This is a genomic window from Corynebacterium sp. HMSC071F07, assembly GCF_001810285.1.
Taxonomy (GTDB): domain Bacteria; phylum Actinomycetota; class Actinomycetes; order Mycobacteriales; family Mycobacteriaceae; genus Corynebacterium; species Corynebacterium simulans.
In genome coordinates, this window is the sequence record NZ_KV800719.1 from 1 (window position 1) to 22,946 (window position 22,946).

The 22,946-nt window shown below is 58.8% G+C and carries 19 protein-coding genes and 1 tRNA gene; 14 read left to right on the plus strand and 6 right to left on the minus strand.

What is annotated here, in order from left to right:
* The coding region (locus tag HMPREF2724_RS11045; RefSeq protein ID WP_210386706.1) for an IS30 family transposase at nucleotides 1–404 on the plus strand (404 nt) is incomplete at its 5' end.
* A gap of 35 nt (nucleotides 405–439) precedes the next feature.
* On the opposite strand, the gene HMPREF2724_RS11050 is transcribed toward HMPREF2724_RS11045, so the two are convergent.
* Nucleotides 440–2,173: a threonine/serine exporter ThrE gene (locus HMPREF2724_RS11050; protein ID WP_083291073.1), complete on the minus strand. Its 1,734-nt coding sequence runs from the start codon at nucleotides 2,171–2,173 to the stop codon at nucleotides 440–442.
* Nucleotides 2,174–2,310: 137 nt separating this feature from the next.
* Between HMPREF2724_RS11050 and HMPREF2724_RS11055 the strand changes: the two genes are divergently transcribed.
* The 5 genes from HMPREF2724_RS11055 to HMPREF2724_RS11075 all read left to right on the plus strand — a co-directional run bounded on the left by HMPREF2724_RS11055 (nucleotide 2,311) and on the right by HMPREF2724_RS11075 (nucleotide 5,882).
* Nucleotides 2,311–2,383, plus strand: a tRNA-Thr gene (locus tag HMPREF2724_RS11055).
* Between the two features lie 170 nt (nucleotides 2,384–2,553).
* On the plus strand, nucleotides 2,554–3,453 hold the full coding sequence (locus tag HMPREF2724_RS11060) for an ABC transporter ATP-binding protein (RefSeq protein ID WP_070588598.1): 900 nt from the start codon (nucleotides 2,554–2,556) through the stop codon (nucleotides 3,451–3,453).
* 2 nt (nucleotides 3,454–3,455) lie between these two features.
* Nucleotides 3,456–4,178 (plus strand): ABC transporter permease, encoded by a 723-nt coding sequence (locus HMPREF2724_RS11065; RefSeq protein WP_061924599.1) that lies wholly within the window; start codon nucleotides 3,456–3,458, stop codon nucleotides 4,176–4,178.
* 16 nt (nucleotides 4,179–4,194) lie between these two features.
* Nucleotides 4,195–5,271 carry a sensor histidine kinase gene (locus tag HMPREF2724_RS11070; RefSeq protein WP_082778651.1) on the plus strand — a complete coding sequence of 359 codons (1,077 nt, stop codon included), beginning with the start codon at nucleotides 4,195–4,197 and terminating at the stop codon, nucleotides 5,269–5,271.
* A complete protein-coding gene (locus tag HMPREF2724_RS11075) occupies nucleotides 5,271–5,882 on the plus strand; it encodes a response regulator transcription factor (protein WP_061924591.1) in 612 nt (203 codons plus the stop codon). The genes HMPREF2724_RS11070 and HMPREF2724_RS11075 overlap by 1 nt, the downstream gene beginning before the upstream one ends.
* Nucleotides 5,883–5,888: 6 nt before the next feature.
* Here the strand turns inward: HMPREF2724_RS11075 and HMPREF2724_RS11080 are convergent, their stop codons facing one another.
* Nucleotides 5,889–6,419, minus strand: a complete 531-nt coding sequence (locus tag HMPREF2724_RS11080; RefSeq protein WP_246818260.1) for a TetR/AcrR family transcriptional regulator — start codon at nucleotides 6,417–6,419, stop codon at nucleotides 5,889–5,891.
* Between the two features lie 10 nt (nucleotides 6,420–6,429).
* Nucleotides 6,430–7,929 carry an MFS transporter gene (locus HMPREF2724_RS11085; protein ID WP_070588600.1) on the minus strand — a complete coding sequence of 500 codons (1,500 nt, stop codon included), beginning with the start codon at nucleotides 7,927–7,929 and terminating at the stop codon, nucleotides 6,430–6,432.
* A gap of 173 nt (nucleotides 7,930–8,102) precedes the next feature.
* On the opposite strand from HMPREF2724_RS11085, the gene HMPREF2724_RS11090 reads away from it, so the two are divergent.
* Nucleotides 8,103–9,839, plus strand: coding sequence for a pyruvate dehydrogenase (locus tag HMPREF2724_RS11090; protein ID WP_070588602.1), 1,737 nt, complete (start codon nucleotides 8,103–8,105; stop codon nucleotides 9,837–9,839).
* Between the two features lie 11 nt (nucleotides 9,840–9,850).
* Here the strand turns inward: HMPREF2724_RS11090 and HMPREF2724_RS11095 are convergent, their stop codons facing one another.
* Nucleotides 9,851–10,207, minus strand: coding sequence for a hypothetical protein (locus tag HMPREF2724_RS11095; RefSeq protein WP_061924582.1), 357 nt, complete (start codon nucleotides 10,205–10,207; stop codon nucleotides 9,851–9,853).
* Between the two features lie 210 nt (nucleotides 10,208–10,417).
* Here HMPREF2724_RS11095 and HMPREF2724_RS11100 point away from each other — a divergent pair, with 210 nt between their 5' ends.
* Both HMPREF2724_RS11100 and HMPREF2724_RS11105 read left to right on the plus strand, forming a co-directional pair.
* Complete coding sequence (locus tag HMPREF2724_RS11100) at nucleotides 10,418–11,122, plus strand: response regulator transcription factor (RefSeq protein ID WP_061924579.1); 705 nt, start codon at nucleotides 10,418–10,420, stop codon at nucleotides 11,120–11,122.
* A gap of 34 nt (nucleotides 11,123–11,156) precedes the next feature.
* On the plus strand, nucleotides 11,157–12,617 hold the full coding sequence (locus tag HMPREF2724_RS11105; protein WP_082778650.1) for a sensor histidine kinase: 1,461 nt from the start codon (nucleotides 11,157–11,159) through the stop codon (nucleotides 12,615–12,617).
* A gap of 43 nt (nucleotides 12,618–12,660) precedes the next feature.
* Here HMPREF2724_RS11105 and HMPREF2724_RS11110 read toward each other — a convergent pair whose 3' ends face one another.
* Entirely contained in the window at nucleotides 12,661–13,083 is a 423-nt protein-coding gene (locus HMPREF2724_RS11110) for an HIT family protein (RefSeq protein WP_070588604.1), read from the minus strand.
* 34 nt (nucleotides 13,084–13,117) lie between these two features.
* On the opposite strand from HMPREF2724_RS11110, the gene purD reads away from it, so the two are divergent.
* The 5 genes from purD to HMPREF2724_RS11135 all read left to right on the plus strand — a co-directional run bounded on the left by purD (nucleotide 13,118) and on the right by HMPREF2724_RS11135 (nucleotide 19,752).
* Nucleotides 13,118–14,416, plus strand: coding sequence for a phosphoribosylamine--glycine ligase (purD, locus tag HMPREF2724_RS11115; RefSeq protein ID WP_061924611.1), 1,299 nt, complete (start codon nucleotides 13,118–13,120; stop codon nucleotides 14,414–14,416).
* Nucleotides 14,417–14,487: 71 nt separating this feature from the next.
* Nucleotides 14,488–15,927, plus strand: coding sequence for an adenylosuccinate lyase (gene purB, locus HMPREF2724_RS11120; RefSeq protein WP_070588607.1), 1,440 nt, complete (start codon nucleotides 14,488–14,490; stop codon nucleotides 15,925–15,927).
* 21 nt (nucleotides 15,928–15,948) lie between these two features.
* Nucleotides 15,949–16,818 (plus strand): phosphoribosylaminoimidazolesuccinocarboxamide synthase, encoded by an 870-nt coding sequence (locus HMPREF2724_RS11125; protein WP_062043355.1) that lies wholly within the window; start codon nucleotides 15,949–15,951, stop codon nucleotides 16,816–16,818.
* A gap of 75 nt (nucleotides 16,819–16,893) precedes the next feature.
* Nucleotides 16,894–19,017: a S9 family peptidase gene (locus HMPREF2724_RS11130; RefSeq protein ID WP_061924566.1), complete on the plus strand. Its 2,124-nt coding sequence runs from the start codon at nucleotides 16,894–16,896 to the stop codon at nucleotides 19,015–19,017.
* A gap of 48 nt (nucleotides 19,018–19,065) precedes the next feature.
* A complete protein-coding gene (locus HMPREF2724_RS11135; protein WP_061924562.1) occupies nucleotides 19,066–19,752 on the plus strand; it encodes a DUF2334 domain-containing protein in 687 nt (228 codons plus the stop codon).
* Nucleotides 19,753–19,950: 198 nt separating this feature from the next.
* Here HMPREF2724_RS11135 and HMPREF2724_RS11140 read toward each other — a convergent pair whose 3' ends face one another.
* Complete coding sequence (locus HMPREF2724_RS11140) at nucleotides 19,951–22,644, minus strand: ExeM/NucH family extracellular endonuclease (RefSeq protein ID WP_070588611.1); 2,694 nt, start codon at nucleotides 22,642–22,644, stop codon at nucleotides 19,951–19,953.
* Between the last annotated feature and the right edge of the window lie 302 nt (nucleotides 22,645–22,946).

A 22,946-nucleotide genomic window follows, 5' to 3' on the forward strand; every position in this document is an offset into this window, starting at 1 on the left:
AGGTGTCTACCAAACAGGGGTCAGGTCCCTACACCATGATCCGCAAACTAGATGTTCATGATTCCGCCACGACTGTCGATAAGTTGATCGAGATGTTTACCGGCAAAATACGCAACATCACTAAAACTCTGGCCTGGGACCAAGGCGTAGAACTAGCCCAAGTAGACAAGCTGAGCATCGCACGTGGACTAGCAGTCTACTTCTGTGATCCACACTCGCCGTGGCAACGTCCTACCAACGAAAACACCAACGGGCTAGTCAGAGACTTCCTGCCCGAAGGAAGCGACTTTAGTGCCCTGACCGACAAGGATGTCCAACACATTCAAGACCTTCTCAACGGGCGCCCCAGAAAAGTCCTCAACTGGTATAAACCAGAAGAGAAGATACAAGAACTATTCAAGTGATGCATCCACCACTTGAAACCGCCGAACTTTTTTGCTCACGATTTGGCATCTGGGGCGGTTTCGGCCGCATCTTCGGCGCCGTCTGCAGCGGGTTGTGCGCTCCCACCGTCTTGCGGTTGGTCCTCCCACTGCGTGGTAACCGGCCACATCTCGGTGATGGACTCCCATTCTTCCTTCCAGTCCTCGCCGATGGCTTGGTCTTGGAGCATGCGTACCTGCTGGGCAGGCATCGGCGGCTTGGGCCCCAGCTTCGGAGGCAGGACGGGGCGGTTGACCTTGGGGGCGAAGGGGGAAAGCGGCACGCGCGGAATGCGTGGCTTGCGGGCAGCTAGGCGGCTGGCCTGGTGGAACGAGAAGTGGCCCACGCGCTTGATGGTGGCATAAGGGCGGAAGTACTGCGGGCGACGCAGGCGGCGGGCCACGCGTTCGCCCAGCACAACTCCGGCAGCCAGCGCACCGGCGATGGCTAGTGCTCGTGACAGGTTGGTAAAGCCGGAGATCATCTGCTCATTCAGCGAGGCGTACATGCCGCGGTAGAGGGTAAGGCCAGGCAGCATCGGCGTATAGCCCACGATCATTGTGATGAGCGGCGGCATCATGTAGCGGCGCGAGAGCAGGCCGCCGGCCAGGCCCACCGCCGTGGCGGAGATGCCGCAGGCTACGACGTCGCTCACGCCGAAAGGAATGACTACGAAGTAGTAGAAGAGCATACCGGCGCCGGCGGTAAGTCCAGAGACGGTAACCTCAATCCAGGAAGCGCCGCAGGCCAGGGCGAAGGCGCCTGAACCGATGCTGCCGCAGAGGATGAGCAGCGGGACCTGGTGATAGACCGGCGGCGCGAGCGTAGCCAGGGGCGGCAGGGTAAAGCCCATCCAGTCAGAGAACTGAATGCCCACGCCGACGCCGGCGATGATGGCGCCGGTGGCCAGCATGGCTTCGAAGAAGCGAGCGGCCGATGTTACCGGTGCGCGGGTGATGCCGTCGACCAAACATTGCACCAGGGTAAGGCCGGCGACGAGCACAATGATGCCTGAACCAATGATCTGGGAAGGCGAGAAGGTAATGCCGATTCCGGCGGCCATGTTGTAGAGGATCGCCGCCGGTACGACGGCGAGGAATCCGCCCATGATGTTTTGGTAGAAGGGTGGCACGCGGAACTTTGCCGCCCAGGCGTTGACGCCCATAACCAGCAAAGAGACGAAAAACGCCATGACGCCCACCAAGGCGTCGCCGCCGAGCATCACGGAGAGAATGCCGCCCATAACGCCCCAGCCCAAAAGGACGGTGGAGGTGCGATAAGGCGGCTTCATGTTGTTGATCTCGTCCAAGACGCGCTCGGCCATGGCCGGTGGTGTGGCGCCGGAGCGGATCGAGTAGATCAGGCGGTCTACCGCGGAAAGCTTGGAAAAGTCCACCGAAATTGAAGGGGCCACGCGGAAGACGTGTAGGTTACGGCGGTTAGAGCCCGCGCCCATCGCGGTGTGAATGGTGATGGTATTCATCATGATGTCCACATGGCAGTAGTGGAGACCATAGGAAGAAGCCACCAGGTGAATCTGTGCCTTGGCATCGGAGTTGGCAGTGCCGGCGCTGATGAGGACTTCGCCCACGCGCGCAGCGATTTCCATGACACCGGTGACCTGCGCGGCGTCGGTCAGATCGACTGGCGCCAGCGGCGATGGTGGTGGCGCGGCCTTTGCCGCATCGATGGTGGCAACGTAGCCGGAAGAAGCACTAAAACGCTCCCTCAGTGCGGAAATAAATGACACGCAACAAACCCTTAAAAACCGATTGAGACTCTTGCTTGCACTCTATCCGCTGGGGTTGCGCGACGCACGGGCCACCCCAGTGTTTTCGTCCGCTCGCCTGCTCGGGTACGATTCTTCGCAGCGGCTCAATCCGCGGTGCTGGAGTGGCGCAATTGGTAGCGCAACGCACTTGTAATGCGTAGGTTGCGAGTTCAAGTCTCGTCTCCAGCTCAATGGCCCTGGTGAGATTTATTTCTACCGGGGCTAATTTCATTGGAAAGCAACGCCGAGCTTCTGACTTGGCAGTCGCCGACTGAGATTAATACCCCGTGACAATTGTCATCGCCGACTAATGACAATTGCTATACGTACTCTTCGCGGTGTCGCATGAGACTTGAACCATGGCAAACACGGAGTCCACGTTAAGAGTTGAATCACTAACAAAGTCATTTGGTGAGGTTTGTGCAGTAAAGGACCTCAGTTTCTCGATTGAGCGCGGTGAGGTCGTAGCCCTTTTGGGACCTAATGGTGCGGGTAAGACTTCCACCATCGATCTCATCTTGGGTCTAAGCAAACCAGATTCAGGAAACATTGAAGTATGCGGGACGACGCCGCGCAACGCGGTGGTGCTCGGTCGAGTTTCTGCAATGATGCAGTCGGGAGGCCTGCTTCCTAACTTAAAGGTTCGCGAAACGGTTGAGCTTATGGCCAGTTTCCATCGTGATTCCTTAAGCGCAGAGGAAGCGTTAGAACGCGATGGTGCTGGCGAGTTTGCAGAACGGTACGTGGGTAAATGCTCAGGAGGCCAGCAACAAAAGCTACGTTTTGCAATGGCTTTGGTCAGCAATCCTGAACTCATCGTCTTAGACGAACCTACAGCTGGCGTGGATGTAGAAGCTCGACGCGATTTTTGGGCGAATATACGTGAAGATGCTCGCGAGGGACGAACCGTTATCTTCGCTACCCATTATTTGGAAGAAGCCGACGATTTTGCAGATCGAATCGTGATGATGAATCACGGTGTCCTTGTAGCGGACGGCAGCCCACAGGAGCTACGAGCGCAAGTTTCAGGAAAAACAATTCATGCCAAACTTCAAGCTTCGCAGTCAGAAGTGGAACAAGCATTAAGAGATTTTCCTCAGATATCGCTCGATATGCGCAGGGAAGAATTCGTTTTGGTAGCCGAGGATACTGACAAAATCGCACGCTTGCTTTTAACTCGAGGTCTTGCGAGAGACATCAGCATTACTGCGCGCAGCCTTGATGACGCCTTTATCGACCTAGCTCATCAGGAAAGGTAGATATGTATTTATACAAATTGGAAATGAAGCGCATTTTGCGCAATGTCCGTGGTCTAGTTTTCGTCGTGGTTATCCCCATTGCCTTTCTGTTCATATTTGCTACTGCAGACTATGCACAGCAGGAATATGGGAATGGAAACTGGGCAGCAAATATCTTAATAAGTCTTGCCCTTTATGCTGGGTTAATGGCGACTGCTGGAACTGGTGCAGCAGTCGGCATCGAAAGAGCAAGTGGGTGGAGTCGGCAGCTGCGTTTAACTCCTCTTCGCCCAATTAACTATGTAGGAGCTAAAGCCACAGCGGGATTAGCTCTGAGCGGTATAGCCTTGCTCACGGTTTATATCTGTGGACCGCTGGTCCATGCACACATGCCGGCTCTGGCTTGGGCTCAGTCTTTTGTCATCGCATGGTTGGGCTCAATCATTTTTATGTCTTTTGGGTTGTTCATGGGATACCTTTTGCCTGCAGAGACCACAATGCAGGTAGTTGGGCCTTTGTTAGCGTTGCTGTCTTTCCTCGGGGGAGTATTTATGCCACTGACTCCTGGATCGACTTTCGACAAGATTGGAAGTCTTACCCCGCTCTACGGACTTCATAAGTTGGCGCTTTCGCCGATGGACGCGAGCAACTTTTCGTGGGCTGCAGTGGCCAATGTTGTGGTTTGGCTGTTCGTATTCTTGGTCGGGGCAGCCCGGAAGATGCGCTATGATACGGCTCGGGTTTAGCTAAGATGAAAAAGTGATGACTCGGTATATTACCTGGCCAAACAGTATTTGGGCCATTTTCTGGTTGGCCCTTACTGTTCCAATTCTTTTGACGGTTCGAAGCCACCCGTATCCGGTTTCAAGCGCGGTTCTTGTTCTTTGCTGCGTATTTTGTCTCATTGGTTCCTGGGCTATCGCAATCGATGATCTGCGCCTAGGTGTGATGCGGGTCAATCTCCGTGCAGTTTCGTTGTTAGTGGTTGGAACCTTTCTCGCACTGATCGTGCTTAATCTTGTCGGAACCGATGCGATTCAACTTGCATACTTCATTGCCTCGGCTGTTGCATTTGTATTTCCGTGGCAGGTTTCCCTGCCTTTTACTGCAGTCGCCGCGATAGCGATTCCTCAGTCGCTATGGCCGTTCGGCCACTTGTCTTTGATTACAACCGGCATTGCCTGTTTAGCAAGCCGAATGGCGATTACTAGCCAAGCGCAAAGGAAGATACAGGAAGTTCGATCCCAAGAACTCGAAGTAAACGAAGAGCGCAACCGCATGGCTCGCGACATGCACGATATTTTGGGACATTCTCTCACAACGGTGACACTTAAAGCGGAGCTTGCAAAGAAGCTCATTGAGCTCGACCCGAATACGGCGAAGTCACAAATTGCAGAAATTGAGGAAATCTCGAGGTCTGCGCTGGCAGAAGTTCGCACCGCAATAAATGGCTATCGAGAGCTCAGCCTTTCCGGTGAACTAGCTCGGGCATTAAGCCTCCTTCAAAGCGCAGGTATTAAAGCGAAGATGCCGAATTCGGTAGATGAAGTACAGGTTGATTTGAGGGAAGTGTTTGCTTGGGTAGTGCGTGAAGGGACTACGAATGTTGTCCGACATTCCGGTGCAAAGAGATGCTCCATCAGTCTGACCTCCAAATCTGTATTGATTGAAGACGACGGAGTCGGAATAGCAGAGATAAGGGAAGGAAATGGTCTGCGAGGGCTGCGGGAGCGATGCCAAAATAACGGAGTCGAATTGTGCTTGGGTGAAACCACCATGGGAGGTCTGAAGCTTACAGCCCAGGCCGTTCAAACCGGGCCATGGGCTAAGGAGCATTAATGATAAAAGTGATGCTTGCTGATGATCAGGCTATGGTGCGAGGCGCATTAAGCGCCTTGCTTAGCTTGGAAAGTGACATTGAGGTAGTGGCCGACGTTGGCGACGGAAGCGAGGTCATGGAGGTCGCCTCGGTGGCTTGTCCTGATGTTATTTTGATGGATGTAGATATGCCGAATGTGGACGGTCTGACTGCTACGAAACGCCTTAGAGAAGCGCTACCGCAGGTAAAGATATTGATAGTTACAACGTTCGGGCGCCCGGGTTTCTTGCGTCGCGCGGTTTCCGCGGGAGCACATGGCTTCATCGTTAAAGACGCGCCTGCCGCAGAGCTCGCTGATGCGGTGCGCCGAGTTCACTCCGGCTTGCGTGTAGTTGATCCCAAACTTGCTGCAGATTCTTTTCTATTCGGTGAATCGCCTCTCACCGTTCGAGAATCCGAAGTGCTTCAAGCAGCCGCCGATGGTGCGGTCGTCGCGGAAATCGCGAAGCGGGTTAACTTATCGGAGGGCACGGTGCGCAATCACTTGTCGCGTGCGATGGCTAAGACTGGTGCTGACACTCGTGCAGCGGCAGTAAATCTTGCCATTGAGCGGGGCTGGATTATCAGTTGACGTTGCTTAATCTTTAAGCGGTGCGGTTTGTAGCTTTCCTGAATCTAGGAATTCCAAGACGAGTTCCACTGTCTTTTTGCGAGTAGCTGTGGGTATCTTTCGTTCAGTCAAGTGGTCGTGGACCCAGAGGCCATTGCCAAGGATGGTGGCGATGAGCGCGGTTTGGTCATCAGCTGCCGGATCTGGCAGCCAGCGCTTGTCGACGTCGCGCCATTGTTCCATGAAGTCCGGGTGTTGCTGGGAGTGGATGCTCATCAGCAGTTCGATCAGAGGGTCGTTCTTGCCTAGGGATTGCACGAGTGCGCGCAGGCGTTCCTTTTTGTCTAGCTCCGCGGCCTGCTTGCCGCCGGCTAGCTCTTCGAGTTCCGCTTCCCAGCGCGCGGCGCAGAAGCGGTGGCACTCGATGAGCAGATCGTGGCGGGAAGGAAAGTGATAGATGAGCCCGGACTTTGACATTCCCGTGGCGGTTGCCAGCGCGTCGTAGGTCACGGCATGCACGCCCTCGTTCTCGATGATGGTGAGGGCGGCTTTTAGCACTTCGGTCTTTTTACTGATGCGCGGCATCGTAGCCTCCCGACTTCGGGTTGTTTTTAAACAAATAGCCGGTCACTGCGGCGAAGAGCAGCATCATCGCGAGCAAGCCGCCGAGGGTCGTGAGGTAAGCGTTGTCGTAGGCGGCTGCGGCGAGGTCGTGGGTCGCGGCGTCGTAAAGCGCCTGCATGCCCTCGATATCCGCGGTTAGATTGCGGGAGTAAAGCAAAGGCACAATGGAGCCGGTGATAGCGATGGATAGCAGCGTGCCGAGCTCGTAGGAGACCTCCTCGACGCCTGCGGCCATGCCGGAACGATGGGGTGGTGCCGCGCCGATGATGGCGGTTGAGGCCACGGACATCGTGAGCCCCGCGCCGATGCCCATGCAGAGCAGCCCCGCAACGAAGCACCAAAAGATGCCGTGGTGGCCCGCCCACATCGCGATGGCGATGCCCGCAGCCATGAAAACAAACCCGCCGGCGATGATGGGCAGAAAGCCCCAGCGGTGCAGGTTGGCGCCGCCTAGGGTGGACATCGGAAGTGCCGCAATCGCCACCGCAGAAATGGTGATTCCCGCATGCAGGGGGCTTAAACCATTGACCATCTGCAGCTTCTGCGTGGTGAGCATCTCCAGCCCGGACATGCCAAACATCGCGCCGCCCGCAGCAATGACGCCGCCTGTGAAGACGGGGGAGCGGAAGACATCGAAGGTGAGCATCGGCTCAGAAAGCTGCTTTTGGCGGCGAGCAAACGCGAAGCTGCCGATGCCGCAGGCCACCAGCGCGCCGCCGGCCAGCCCATAATGGGAACCCGCCACCGACTTAATGGCCAGCACCAGGGAAGAAAGCGTAATAAGCGCATAGAGCGAGGATGCGAAATCCCAGTGCTTGTCCGGGTTCGGTTGGTTGGGCGGTGCCAAAAGGAAGGTCAGCAAGAGTGCGACGAGCACGATCGGCACGTTGATGAGAAAGACCGAGCCCCACCAGAAGTGCTCGAGGAGGAATCCGCCGACGGTAGGGCCGGCCGCAGCGCCTACGACCGCAACGGAGGCCCAGATGCCGATCGCGGTGTTGCGTTCGATTTCATCGTCGAAGGTCAGGCGAATCAGTGCCAAAGTAGCGGGCATCATCACGGCAGCGCCGAGGCCCAAGAATGCGCGCGCAGCCACCAAGAACCACGCGCCGGGGGCGAGCGCGGCGGCGAGGGATGCGCTGCCGAAAAGCACAAGGCCGATGACGAACATGCGGCGATGCCCAATGCGATCTCCCAGGGTGCCCGTGCCCAGCAATAAGCCGGCCAGCACTAACGCATAGGCGTTGATGATCCATAGCTGCTGGGTAGAGGTGGTGTGGAGCTGATCCGTCAGTGCCGGGAGGGCGGTGTAAAGGATTGAGTTATCGAGGCCGACCATGAGTAGGCCGAGCGAGATCACGGCAAAGAAAGTCCAGCGCTGTGCGGGGGTGGACTCGGTGGTAGTGGCGGTGCTATTGGAATGGACTAAATCGGGGGCGGACATCGTATGAAAATGTACCGAACGTTCATTATAGTTTCAAACGCTCGAATGTGGCCTGTGTTTTGTATCACCAGTCAGGGGGCTTGGTGAGTCTTGAGTAAAAAGCTGGCACAAAGGGGAATTAATAAGGACACTGGATGGAGAAACTATTTACTATTCCTGAAAGAAGTAGTGATATGGCAAAGAATTACGCAGAACAGATCGTAGAAACTCTCGAGGCGCAAGGCGTCGAGCGCATTTATGGTCTGGTTGGTGACTCCCTGAACCCAATCGTGGATGCGGTGCGCCGTTCCTCCATCGAATGGGTCCACGTCCGCAACGAGGAAGCTGCTGCTTTTGCTGCTGAGGCAGACTCTCTGACCACCGGCAAGCTCGCCGTGTGTGCGGCTTCCTGCGGCCCGGGCAACACCCACTTGGTGCAGGGGCTTTACGACGCCCACCGCAACGGCGCCAAGGTTCTGGCCATCGCATCCCACATCCCATCTCGCCAGATTGGCTCCAAGTTCTTCCAGGAGACCCACCCGGAGATGCTCTTCACCGAGTGCTCCGCTTACTGCGAGATGGTCAACTCCGCTGACCAGGGCGGTGTCATTTTGCACCACGCTATCCAGTCCACCATGGCTGGCAAGGGCGTTTCCGTGCTCGTTATCCCAGGCGACGTTTCCACGCAGGAGGCTGAAGATGATACCTTCACCACCTCCCCCATCTCCGCTGGACGTCCAGTTGTCTTCCCGGATCCGGCTGAAGCAGCCGCGCTAACCCAGGCTATTAATGAGGCTAAGACCGTCGCGCTCTTCGTCGGTGCTGGCGTCAAGGATGCCCGCGAGCAGGTGCTGGCGCTGGCGGAAAAGATTAAGGCGCCAATCGGCCACGCGCTGGGCGGCAAGATGTACATCCAGTACGACAACCCGTTCGACGTCGGCATGTCCGGCCTTCTGGGCTACGGCGCGGCACACGACGCCACCCACGAGGCCGACCTGCTTATCCTTCTGGGCACCGACTTCCCGTACAACGACTTCTTGCCCAAGGGCAACGTCGCACAGGTCGACATTGACGGCTCCCACATCGGCCGCCGCACCAAGATTAAGTACCCGGTTACCGGTGACGTGGCTGCCACCATCGAGAACATCCTTCCGCACATTGATGAGAAGAAGGATCGCCGCTTCCTCGACAAGATGCTCAAGGAGCACTACAACAAGCTCAACCACGTGGTGGAGGCATACACTAAGAAGGCTGAGAAGATGAAGCCTATCCACCCAGAGTTCGTGGCCAACATCATCGATGAAGAAGCAGCTGACAACGCCGTCTTCACCGTCGACACCGGCATGTGCAACGTCTGGGGCGCTCGCTACATCACCCCGAATGGCAAGCGTGAGCAGATCGGTTCCTTCCGCCACGGCACCATGGCTAACGCACTGCCGATGGCCATCGGCGCACAGGCCGCTAACGAAGGTCGCCAGGTCATCTCCTTCTCCGGTGATGGTGGACTGTCCATGCTGATGGGTGAGCTGCTGACCGTGAAGCTGCACAACCTGCCGGTGAAGACCTTCGTCTTCAACAACTCCTCGCTGGGCATGGTCAAGCTGGAGATGCTGGTCCAGGGTCTGCCAGAGCACGAGACCGACCATGAGCACGTGGATTATGCCGCGATCGCAGAGGCTGCCGGCATCAAGCACATCCACATCGAGGACCCGAAGAAGGCCCGCAAGCAGATTCGCGAGGCCATGGATTTCGATGGCCCGGTTCTGGTTGACATGATCACCGACCCGAACGCTCTTTCCATCCCGCCGACACTGACCTTCGAGCAGCTGCTGGGCTTCTCCAAGGCCGCCACCCGCACCGTCTTTGGCGGCGGCGTTGGTCAGATGCTGCAGCTCGCGCAGTCCAACCTGCGCAACATTCCGCGCCCGTAGGCGGCTAGCCGCTAGTCCGCTACGTACTCCATCGTTTCGAACCGTGCAGTTTCGGGTGTAGCCGTCAAGAACATTTCGGCAAGGCCTGAAGACTGCACCATGGTGTGGAAAGAAAGCGCGTCTTCCTTTTCACTGAGATCAGGAAATGCGCCCCACAGTCTGACCGTCCGCCCGTCATGGAGCTGTCGGTTCCACAAATCCAAGTGGTACCACGTGCTCTCTCCAGAAGGGTCTATGCTCCTGCGGGATTGAATTCCGACTCCGGTGAGAACGGTTCCTTCGGGCAGCATGTCGCTTTCAAAGACCTCGTTGGTGAGTTGGTCGATGAATCGGAACTGTTCTTCGGACAACGTGAGTTTCTTGCGCACTTGGAATCCTTCTTCAGATTGGTTGCCGTGATTGCCATCGGTGAAGTCGACTTGGTGTTCACCTTACGTATTCCGGCCTGGTTGTTGGCGCCGTTGGCTAGGATGGGAGTTCACAGGTGATGTCCAGACTCCCTTCAGTGCCCTTGGAAGGCTGGGTGTCATTATTGCGAAATAGCAACAAGCACTCGCTGAAGGAAGTAACAAGAGCTAATGGACGACAATAAAGAAGTAAAAGTCCTCGTCGTTGATGATGAGCCCAACATCGTGGAGTTACTCACCGTTTCCCTGAAGTTCCAGGGTTTCGAAGTATTCAGCGCAAACTCCGGCACTGAGGCGCTGCGGGTGGCCCGCGAGGTTAATCCTGATGCCTACATCATGGACGTCATGATGCCGGGCATGGACGGCTTCGAGCTGCTTGGCAAGCTGCGTCAGGAAGGCCTCGACGGCCCGGTGCTTTACTTGACCGCAAAGGACAGCGTCGATCAGCGCATCCATGGCCTGACCATCGGTGCCGATGATTACGTGACTAAGCCGTTCAGCCTGGAAGAGGTTATCACCCGCCTGCGCGTTATCCTGCGCCGCGGCGCGAACGTCGATGACGCAAACAGTGACGCCACCATTTCCTATGCTGACCTCACCTTGAATGATGACACCCACGAGGTCACCAAGGGAGGCGAAATCATCGAGCTGTCCCCAACCGAGTTCAACCTTCTGCGCTACCTCATGCAGAACAAGGAAGTGGTGCTGTCCAAGTCCAAGATCTTGGACAACGTCTGGCACTACGACTTCGGCGGCGATGGCAACGTAGTCGAGTCCTATATCTCCTACCTGCGCCGCAAGATCGACACCGGCGATACGCAGCTTATTCATACTGTTCGCGGCGTCGGCTATGTTCTGCGCATGCCGCGTAACTAGTAGTTCGCCACAGTCCTTTTTCGAGTACTAATACATGAGCACTACCCACTCGGCGGCGGAATCTACGCTGCCTGAAACCCCGTCCGTTGCGGTTCCCTCCGGGGAGCGCGCTAAGCGACGCCGCGTGCAGCGCCCCAAAGCGATGCCGCTGCGCACGTGGCTTTTGGTGCTCATGGTCTTGGTCTCTGGCCTCGGCCTGGCGGGTGCCTCTTTGGCGGTGTCCTCGATTATGTCCGACGTCATGTATGGCAACGTCGATGATCAGCTAAAGGATGCCACCAACGGCTGGGCGCGCAATATGAGCAACGACTACTATTTGGGGGACTACTCTAGGCGCCCGCCTACGGAATACGTGGCGCTTAGCTACCTGCCGAATGGCACCGTTTTATACACCGGCCCCAAGACCAGCATGCCGGACGCGAAGAACCTCTACATCGGTGACGAGCCTGCCACCGTCGGTTCCGTTGGAAACGACGAAACCAAGTGGCGCGCCGTGGCCATCAAGGTCGATGGCACCGTGACCGTAGTGGCCAAGGATCTCACCCACGAGCGGCTTATTCTCCGCGGTCTAGCGATCGTGCAAATAATCATCACTGCCGTGGTCATGGGCATTATCGCCGTGGTGGGCATGTGGTTTATCCGCCGCGCGCTGCGCCCGCTGCGCGTCGTTGAAAAGACCGCCTCCGAGATTGCCGCGGGTGACTTGGACAAGCGTGTGCCGGAGTGGCCGAAGCACACCGAGGTTGGTCAGCTCTCGGCTGCACTCAACGTGATGCTGGGTCAGCTGCAGCGCTCAGTTGTCCAAGCTCAAGATAAAGAGGAGCAGATGCGCCGTTTCGTCGGCGATGCTTCCCACGAGCTACGCACCCCGCTGACCAGTTTGCGTGGCTACACCGAGCTTTATCGCTCCGGCGCCACCAAGGATGTGGATCTCGTCTTTTCCAAGATCGATGACGAGTCCAAGCGAATGTCGCTATTGGTGGAGGACCTGCTTTCTCTGACCCGCGCCGAGGGCTCGCGCCTGGACATGCGCACTGTGGATATGCTGGAGCTGGTGCTTTCCGTCGGTTCCTCCGCGCGTGCCGCGTTTGCCGGCCGCCAGATCGACGTGGTTAACGAGACCCACGATATTCCGGTGGTCAAAGGCGACCCTGATCGCCTGCACCAGGTGCTGCTCAACCTCGTCTCCAACGGCATTCGCCACGGTGGCGAGGAAGCCAAGGTCAAACTCACCATCCGCGAAGAGGGCGAGGGCACAGACAAGGCAGTGCTTATCGACGTCGCCGATGACGGCAAGGGCATGTCCCCCGAGGACACCAGCCACATCTTTGAGCGTTTCTATCGCGCGGATTCTTCCCGCACCCGCGATACCGGCGGCTCGGGCTTGGGCCTGGCCATCGTGAAATCTTTGGTGGAGCAGCACGGCGGCAGCATTGCCGTGAGCTCCCAGCTGGGGGAGGGCTCCACCTTTACGGTGCGCCTCCCAGCTTCATAATTAATCGGCCGCTAACGAGGCCTTCTCACGAGGACGCTGCTAGTTAGCGGCGTCCTTCTTCGTCGGTGCCCAAGTGCTGGCGAATACGCGTCGCTGCCTCATCCATGGCGGCAGGATCGGTGGCGTCGGCAGCAAATGCCTTGGCGAAGTCATACTCTTCCATCTTCTCGGTGGGGACGGGGTGGTTGTGGGAATGTGGCACGTCGAAGCCGGCGATGATGTAGCCAGTGCGTGGCGAGTTAAACGCCGTCTTGATAGCGGCGCCAATCTCCAGTGCCACCTCGTTGAGGTGTGCCCAGGTCTGTGGGTCGAGGTCGGTCCACTTATCTATCTCCTCAATCGGAACCACCAGAGTGTGGCCGTAGTTGAGGGGCTCGATGGATAAAAAGGCCACGCAGGTCTCGTCGCGGTAGACAAAGCGTGCAGGCAGTTCACCATTAATAATCTTGGTAAATACAGAAGACATGGTGACTAGGCTACCTCCAGTTAAGATGGACGGCATGCGCATTCTCGTAATTGGCTCGGGCGGCCGCGAACACGCCCTGCTCAAAGGTCTCAAGGCAGATCCACTGACCACTGAACTCCACGTTGCCCCAGGCTCGCCGAACTTCGATTCCCTGGCCACGGTGCATCCTGAGTACTCCAAGGTTGATGACCCAGCACAGATGCTGGAGCTGGCGCAGAAAATTGACGCCGAGCTCGTCGTCGTTGGCCCCGAGGTGCCGCTGGTTGCCGGCGTCGCAGATGAGCTGCGCGCCAACGGCATCGCCGTCTTCGGCCCCTCCAAGGAGGCCGCGCAGATTGAGGGCTCCAAGGCCTTTGCCAAGGACGTCATGAATGCTGCTGGCGTTCGCACCGCTCGCGCGGAGCAGCTGGTGCCGGGGGCTTCCGACGCCGACATTGAGTCCGCCCTCGACCGTTTCGGCCCGCACTTCGTGGTGAAAGATGACGGCCTCGCCGGCGGCAAGGGCGTCGTTGTCACCGACGACCGCGCTGCCGCGAAGGAACATGTAAACGAGGTTCACGCGGCAGGAAACCCGGTCCTGCTCGAGTCCTTCCTCGATGGCCCAGAAGTTTCCCTGTTCTGCTTGGTCGACGGCGAGACCGTCGTTCCGTTGCTCCCAGCGCAGGACCACAAGCGCGCCTACGACAATGACGAAGGCCCCAACACCGGCGGCATGGGCGCCTATACGCCGCTGCCGTGGCTGCCTGCCGACGGCGTGCAGCGCATCGTCGACGAAGTCTGCAAGCCAGTTGCCGCCGAAATGGTGCGCCGCGGCACCCCGTACTCCGGCCTGCTTTATGCCGGCCTCGCGTGGGGCAAGGAGGGCATCGCCGTTGTCGAGTTCAACTGCCGCTTCGGCGACCCAGAAACCCAGGCAGTTCTTTCCATGCTCGAGTCCCCGCTGGCTGAGGCGCTTAACGCCACCGCCACCGGCAAGCTTGCCGAGCTGGACGAGCTGAAGTGGAAGGACGGCTACGCCGTTACCGTCGTCCTGGCCGCTGAGGGCTACCCAGCCTCCCCGCGTAAGGGCGACGTCATCACCGGCCCGGGCCTGGATGATCCGAACAAGGTCCTCCACGCCGGTACCTCGCAAGCCGAAGGCTCGCGCGGTGTTGAAGAGGAAGTCGATGTCATCTCCAACGGCGGCCGCGTGCTCAACGTCCTGGGCCAGGGCGCCACACTCGCCGAGGCCCGCGCCGCCGCCTACGAGGTGCTAGAAGGCCTTAAGTTGGACGGCAGCTTCTACCGTCGCGACATCGGAAAGCGTGCCGAAGACGGCGAGATTTCCATCTAGCTTTTCTCTCGCACCCCCGTATAGCCCAGCTTGCTACCAAAAGGTACAGGCTGGGCTTTGTACATGGAATAATGTTTCCCGTGGCTGAAAAGAAGAACATTTCCAACGTCCTATCCTCCCGCTATGCCTCCGCAGAGCTTTCCAATATTTGGAGCCCGGAGTACAAGATCATCCTGGAGCGCCAGCTGTGGATCGCCGTCATGCGCGCGCAAAAGGATTTGGGAGTCGATATTCCAGCAGAGGCCATTGCGGCCTACGAGTCCGTGGTTGAGCAGGTGGACCTCGAGTCCATCGCTGCCCGTGAGCGCGTAACGCGCCACGACGTCAAGGCCCGCATCGAGGAGTTCAACGCCCTCGCTGGCTTTGAGCACATCCACAAGGGCATGACCAGCCGAGATCTCACCGAGAACGTCGAGCAGCTGCAGATTCATTCCTCGCTGCGCCTCATCCGTGACAAGGCCATCGCGGTCGTCGCGCGCATCGGCAAGCATGCGGCTGCTTACCAGTCTCAGGTCATGGCCGGCCGTTCCCACAACGTTGCTGCTCAGGCCACCACCCTGGGCAAACGCTTTGCTTCCGCAGCCGATGAGATGCTGCTGGGCATCGAGCGCGTCGAATCGCTCCTGGCTGCCTATCCGCTGCGCGGCATCAAGGGCCCGATGGGCACCTCCCAGGACATGCTCGACCTGATGGGCGGCTCCGAGGACAAGCTGGCCTCCCTGGAGACTGCGATTGCTGATCACCTGGGCTTCCACCGCATCTTCAACTCCGTTGGTCAGGTTTCCCCACGCTCCCTCGACTTCGACGCCGTTTCCGCTCTGGTTGAGCTGGGCGCCGGCCCGTCTTCCTTGGCCACCACCATCCGCTTGATGGCTGGCAATGAGACCGTCACCGAGGGCTTCAAGGAAGGCCAGGTTGGTTCTTCCGCGATGCCACACAAGATGAACGCCCGTTCCTGCGAGCGCGTGTGTGGCTTCCAGGTCATCCTGCGCGGCTACCTCACCATGGTTGCGGATCTCTCCGGTCAGCAGTGGAACGAGGGCGACGTATTCTGCTCCGTGGTGCGCCGCGTTGCGCTTCCCGACGCCTTCTTTGCCCTCGACGGCCAGTTCGAAACCTTCCTGACCGTGCTGGACGAGTTCGGTGCCTTCCCTGCGATGATCGACCGCGAGCTCGAGCGCTACCTGCCTTTCCTTGCCACCACCCGCATCCTGATGGCGGCCGTGCGTGCCGGCGTCGGCCGCGAGACCGCGCACGAGGTCATCAAGGAAAACGCCGTCGCAGTGGCGCTGAACATGCGCGAAAACGGCGGCGATCAGGACTTGGTCGAGCGCCTTGCCGCCGACGAGCGCCTGCCGATGTCCGCCGAGGACCTGGAGGCTGCCTTGGCCGATAAGCACGCCTTCATCGGCGCTGCGGAGTCCCAGGTCAACCAGGTTCTTACCCGCATCAACAATCTGGTCAGCGAGCACCCGAAGGCCGCCGCTTATACCCCAGGCGAGATTCTCTAAAAGCGAATTAGGATAGGACTCATGCGCCCAGAACTTTCTTCTTATAAGCACCTTGCTTCCGGCAAGGTCCGTGACATCTACGACGTCGACGAGAACGCTCTGCTGATGGTCGTCTCCGACCGTATTTCGGCCTACGACCACTCCCTGGACCCGGCTATCCCGGACAAGGGGCGTGTTCTGACCGCGACCTCGAAGTTCTTCTTCGACGTCATCGATTTCCCGAATCACCTCGCCGGCCCGCTCGATGACGAGCGCATCCCAGAGGAAGTGCTGGGCCGCGCCATGGTGGTCAAGAAGCTCGACATGCTGCCTTTCGAGTGCGTCGCGCGCGGCTACCTCACCGGTTCCGGCCTAAAGGAATATAAGGAAAGCGGTACCGTTTGCGGCATCGAGCTGCCTGAAGGCCTTACCGAGGCCTCCCGCCTTCCAGAGCCGATCTTTACCCCGGCCACCAAGGCGGCGCAGGGCGAGCATGATGAGAACGTGTCCTTTGACGCGGTCGTCGCCAAGCTGGGCAAAGAGCGTGCGGAAGAGCTGCGCGCTGCCACCCTGCGCATCTACTCCGAGGCCGCCCGCATCGCGGAGGAGAAGGGAATCATCCTGGCCGATACCAAGTTCGAGTTCGGTCTCGATGAAAATGGCACCCTGATTCTGGCCGATGAGGTCCTAACCCCGGATTCCTCCCGCTACTGGCCAGCCGATACGTATGAGGAGGGCAAGGTTCAGCCTTCCTTCGACAAGCAGTACGTGCGCAACTGGCTGACCTCGCCGGAATCCGGCTGGGACCAGGCTTCTGATGCCAAGCCGCCGCGCCTGCCTGACGACGTCGTCGAGGCCACCCGTGCGCGCTACGTCGAGGCTTACGAGCGTCTTTCGGGAAACTCCTTTTAAGGCCTAAAGCCTTCGTTACGGTAGGGTTTCGAGAAATCTCACTACAAATAAGCCCCCTAATCTAGCGAGGAGAACATGACTGAATTGACCCCGCCGATTGCCGCAAAACACCCCATCACCCGCGAGTTTCATGGCTGCAGCTTCGTGGATGATTACGAGTGGATGCGGGATAAAGAATCCGCAGAAACGCTCGATTATCTGCGCGCGGAGAATGCTTATACTGAGCAGGAGACTGCGCACCTTGAAGAGCTGACTGAGAACATCTTCCAGGAAGTAAAGTCGCGCGTGAAGGAAACGGACATGTCCGTGCCTTCGCGCAGGGGCCAGTACTGGTATTACGGTCGCTCTGTCGAGGGCAAGAACTATGGCATTAGCTGCCGCGTTCCGGTGACCGAAGGTGCTGACCCGTGGACCGCTCCCGTTATTCCAGAAGAAGGCGCGCCTGAGGGCGAGGAAATCCTCCTAGATGCCAACGAGCTAGCAGAAGGCACCGAATTCTTCGCGATGGGTGCCTCCACCGTCTCTGACTCCGGCAACCTGCTGGCTTATTCCGTGGATACCGCTGGCGACGAGCGTTTTTCTCTGGTCATCAAGGACTTGCGTACCGGTGAGCTGCTCTCCGACCGCCTCGAAGGCATCTTCTACGGTGCGACCTGGGTGGGCGATGACTACATCTTTTACACCACGGTCGATGATGCCTGGCGCCCAGATACCGTCTGGCGCCACAAGGTGGGAACCGCGCAGTCCGAAGACGTGCAGGTCATGCATGAAGCTGACGAGCATTTCAACATCGGCGTCGGCAGTATTCGCAGCGAGAAGTACCTGTTCATCGTTATCGGCTCGAAGCTGACCTCAGAGACCTGGGTGCTGGATCGTACGGACCCGGAAGGCGAATTCCAGGTTCTGTGGCAGCGCGAAGCAGGTGTTGACTACGACGTCGACTATGCCGAGATCGACGGCCAGGCCTATTGGTTTGTCACCCACAACGCCTCAGGCCCGAACTTCACCCTGGCCACCACGCCGCTGGCAGTAGGGGAGGACCTCGCACCGCTCCGCGAGCTCGATGTGCTGATTCCGCATCGCGAGGATGTGCGCCTGGAAGGCGTGGATACCTATCGCGACCAGGTCGTCGTAGGCTACCGCCGCGCCGGCATCGGGCGTGCCGCAATCATGGATGTACGCCATGGTTGGTCCGAATTTAAGGAGTTAAACTTCAACGAAGAGCTCTACACCGTGAGCGTTGGCGGCAACCCGGAATGGGATGCACCGGTACTGCGCGTGAGCTACACCTCCTTCATCCAGCCTTCGCAGCTTTTCGATTACCGCGTCGAGACTGGCGAGTACACCTTGCTCAAGGAACAAGAAGTCCCGGGCGGTTACAACAAGGATGACTACGTTGCTTACCGCATGTGGACGCAGGCTTCCGACGGCACGCAGATTCCGGTCTCCATCGTGCACCGCGCTGATCTTGACCGCACCAAAGCTAACCCGACGCTTCTCTACGGATACGGCTCTTATGAAACCAGCATGGACCCGTACTTCTCCGTATTCCGTCTGTCCCTGATGGACCGCGGGATGATTTTTGCGATGGCGCACGTCCGCGGCGGCGGCGAGATGGGCCGCACCTGGTACGACAGCGGCAAGCTTCTGCAGAAGAAGAACACCTTCACCGACTTCATCGCGGTGGCCGATGACCTCATCGCGCGCGGCGTCACCACCGCAGATCAGATGGTGGCTGAAGGCGGCTCCGCCGGAGGCCTGCTGATGGGCGCGGTGGCAAACATGGCCCCGGACCGCTTCACGGCCATCCAGGCCTCTGTGCCCTTCGTGGACCCGCTGACTTCCATCCTGAAGCCGGAGCTACCGCTGACGGTCATCGAGTGGGAAGAGTGGGGCGACCCGTACCACGACCCAGAGGTCTATGACTACATGAAGTCCTATGCGCCTTACGAGAACGTCACTGCGCAGAACTACCCGGACATTTTGGCGATTACCTCGCTCAACGACACTCGCGTGCTCTACGTGGAACCGGCGAAGTGGATTGCCAAGCTGCGTGATACCGCAAAGGGCGGGCAGTTCCTGCTCAAGACGGAGATGGTCGCTGGCCACGGTGGTGTTTCTGGACGCTATGACAAGTGGCGCCAGAATGCCTTCGAGTACGCGTGGACCATTAACAAGGCCACGGGGTTGAAAGCTTAGACGCTCCTCGCCGCGCGGACTCGCGGTGGCTGTGCGATAATTGCACTTATGCATGGCCACCTTCTAGTTTCGATTTCCAGCATCTTTTCTGACACGCGGAAGCAAACTAGTAACCTCCTCAAAGAACTAGACCGGGAAGAAATCCCGGTCTCTTTGCTGGTTGCCCCACACATTGATGGCAATTGGCACCTGGCCAAGGATGACAAGACCTTAGGCTTTCTCAAAGAGCAGGAATCCGCGGGTAGGTTGCTTATTCTGAATGGCTTCGACCAAGCGGTGCAAGGTCGTCGCGCTGAGTTCGCTAACCTCGACTCGCACGAGGCCAATCTCCGTTTGAAGGGCGCCACGCGGCAGATGGCCAAGTTGGGCTTCGAGTCGAGCATCTTCGCACCTCCACGCTGGCGTATGTCGCCTGGCACCTTGGAGGTCCTACCGAACTTTGCTTTCGACGTCGCGGTCTCCACGCGTGGCATTCACGAGCTGCGTTCCGGCAAGTTCCACCAGACCCGCAACCTGTCCTTCGGCGAGGGCTTCGGCGCGGCGAAGTGGTGGCGCCGCAACATTATTCGCGCAGCTGAGCGCTCCGCGCTGCGTGGCAACACCGTGCGTCTTTCCATCTCTGGCCGCAACCTTAATGACAGGAAAGTGGTCTCTGACTTCATCAAGGCGGTTGACCGCGCCGCGAGCGCCGGCGCGCAGCCCGCGGACTACGGCGTCTTTTTGACGAAGCGCTAAAAGCCTCCCGCGGAAGTGCACGCCGAGCGTGCACCGAACGCACGGCACGCGTGCAAAAGCGTGCACCGAACGCGCAAAAACGCACAATTTGCCAATTAGACTGCTGAATCCGCGCTAATTCAGGGCACTATTTGGCAAATTGTGCGTAAGGGGGAAACGCTCCGGGGAAGACGCCCCGGAGGAAACGCTCCCGGGAGCCTAGAGCTTGAGGAAATCCCGGACCTGCGGTGGCAGGGCGTCGATGAGCTGGGGTGTCAGGAACTTCAGCGAACCGCCGAGCAACATTGCGATGCCGGGGACGGCAACCGCAAGGATCAATGCGATGATGCTGCCGGTGCTCGAACCAGAGCTAGAGCCGTTACTGGAGCTGGAGCCTTTGTTGGTGCCGGGCTTGCTGTCTGGGTCGGTGTCTGGTTCTTCGTCTGGGTTAGCGGCCGCCTTGCCCAGGCTGAATCCGACCTTGACCGGGTCGTGGTCGGAGGCGCGGAACGGGGAATCGTCGTAGAAGTCCACGATGTTGTAATTGCGGCGAGAGTACTCAAAGGCCACCGGCTCGTCGGCATTGATGTTCCACACCTGGGCGTCGGGTACCTTGCCGGATACAACCTCGTTTGCCAGGACGTGGTCGAGGGAACCCAACAGGCCAGAGAACTGGTAGGAGGCATCCGCGTGGTAGTCCTCAGCGGGAACGGTGTAGCCGCTGTCGCGGAAGACATCGATGGCATCGCCGTGGGTATAGGTGTTGAGGTCACCCATCACGAAGGTGGCCTTGTCCTGCCAATCTGGCTGCTTAGCCAGGTGCTCAAGAACGGCTTCGGCCTGTGCCTTGCGCACGTTGGGGTTATTGCCCTGGCCGTCGCCGGTGTCGGCGTCACCCTTAACAACGGAACCCTTGGACTTGAAATGATTGGCCACGGCCACGAAGGTCTCGTCATCCGCGGCGTCGACTGGCGCGAACTCCTGCGCTAGCGGCTCACGGGCGGTTCCAGTGAAGCGGTCGTCGACGAAGATGCGGGATTCACCAACCGGCTTGACGCGAGCCCTTTTATAGATGAACGCGGTGCGGATGACGTCCACGGTGTCCGGCAGCTTCTCCGGGGAGGTCACGTAGGCCCACTTCTCGGAACCAGCGGCCGCGTTGAGCTCGTCTGTCAGGTGCGCCAAGGCTTGGTCGCGCTTGGACTTGTCGCCGGTGACGCCGTAGCCGTCTTCGATTTCAGAAAGGGCGATGACGTCGGCATCAAGACCGTTTACGGCCGCGACAATCTTGCGCTGCTGGTTCTCGAAGGCCTCCGCGGTATAAGCACCGCGGGTCGTGCCGCGCTTGACGGTGACCGGGTTGCCGTTCATGTCATCGTAGGAGCTGCCGCCGTACTCCTCGCCAAGGGAGGTGAAGTAGTTCAATACGTTGAAGGCACCAATGGTGTATTCGCCTTCGACGTCGAGTGCGTGCAGTTCCTTTTCGCGGGAGTCTTCCCAGGTAATCGGCAAATCGCTGCCTGCCGTATTGCCCGTTACCGGTGCGGTGGGCTGGTAGCGCCACTGTTCATGGGAGTAACCCACGATGACCGGGTGCTGGAAAGTTACCTGGTCAGTGGTGCGCAGGGACTTGATGGTCTGCGCGTTGTCCTGCGCGATATATGGCAGCGGGGTGGATTGGTCAGACTCGAGGTAGTTTTTCGTGCGGCCATCGTCCAGCGTGACCAGCTTGGCGGCGTTGGAAGCGGCGAGTTTCTGTAGGTCGGAGTCTGGGTCTGTCGACGGGTCATAAAGGTCCGACGGCTGGCGGAGTGCCTCAGTGCCCGGCGCCAGGCCTACCTCGCCATACTGGTTGAGCGCGTAGTTGTTGGTCACGGTGTGGGTGCCAGGCAGCACCAGCATGTGCTCGTAGGCCTCACGGGCGACGTCGCCTTCCGGCAGGGCCTCCAGTTCGAGCGCGGTGACCTCCGGCAGGGGAGCATCGAGCTTCTCGACGGCATCTGCGGTTAGCTGGGTGGCGTCAAAGAACTCCGAGACCTTGCCAGAAACCTGCACGGAATCCCCGAGCTGCGGATAAGCAGAGGCTTCCTTGTTACCCATGTAAATAAACAGCGCCGGGGAAGCAGCGGGAGCCTCGCTTCCGGTGCCGCCGGTCTGGATGGTGAAGCCGTTGATGCCGCCCTCGGACCACACGCCAGTGACGACGCCCTTGGTCGTGACGTTCTGGTCTTTAACCGGAGACTGAGCGCCGGTTCCCTGGATTTCTTCGATGCTTAGCTCGCGGCCGGGGTCTGCAGGCTGCGTTGGTTCCTCTGGCTCAGCGGGCGTGGTTGGTTCGTTGCCGGAAGGCGTAGGAGTGGGCGTGCTGACATGGAAATCGGCAGCGTTGTCGTCGGTATCGGTGCCCGCCTCATCGCGAGAGACTGACTCTGCATTGGAGGTGCTTGGGGCGGGGGTGCCTTCTGCCAGCTGGGCGGAACCGTAACCGGCGAGGTCAACCTTGTTGCCGGAGGCGTCGTAAAGCTTGACCGATCCCTTCGAACCGGACAGGTTCAGGGAGGATTCCGCGTCTGGGGTAGGCAGTGGCGTGGAGCCGCCGCTGCCCTGGCCAGCTTGAATCAGGTAGTGCTTGCCAGCCGGAATCGCGCCGCCGAGAGCAGCCTTGCCGCCCGAGTTGCCACCGGCGGAAAAGTACTCCACGGACCAACCATCCAGCGAGACCTCGGCTTCGGTGGGGTTGAAGAGCTCGATGAAGTCGTGGGTAAAGGTCGCACCAGAGTTTCCGCCGCCGCCGTAAACCTCAGAAAGGACCACGGCATCACCTGCGGGGGCTGCATGGGCGGGGACGGTGAGAGTGGAGAAAGTGGAGATGAGCGCGGTCAAAGAAAGCGCGTGGAGAGAACGAGAGCGCATGAGAAACCTTGCAATAGGAGATATATGACCATTTGTTTCTAAGGCACCGCGTCGGGCTTGCCAAGCGTTCATCCCCCAGATGTCTTGGGGGTTTACATGCATGCCCAAAAAGTTTGTCTTGCGGTTCATCGGGTGTTTACGTGGGCTTCGCGGGGCAGGGGCGTGCGAACTGCGCACAATTTGCCAAGCAAGCCCGGAAAAACAGCAAATTTGGGCGCACTATTTGGCAAATTGTGCCCACGCGAGGCGTCGGCGCCAGTAATCCCCCGAACCAAACCACCCCCAACCCGCCGCCCTATAGA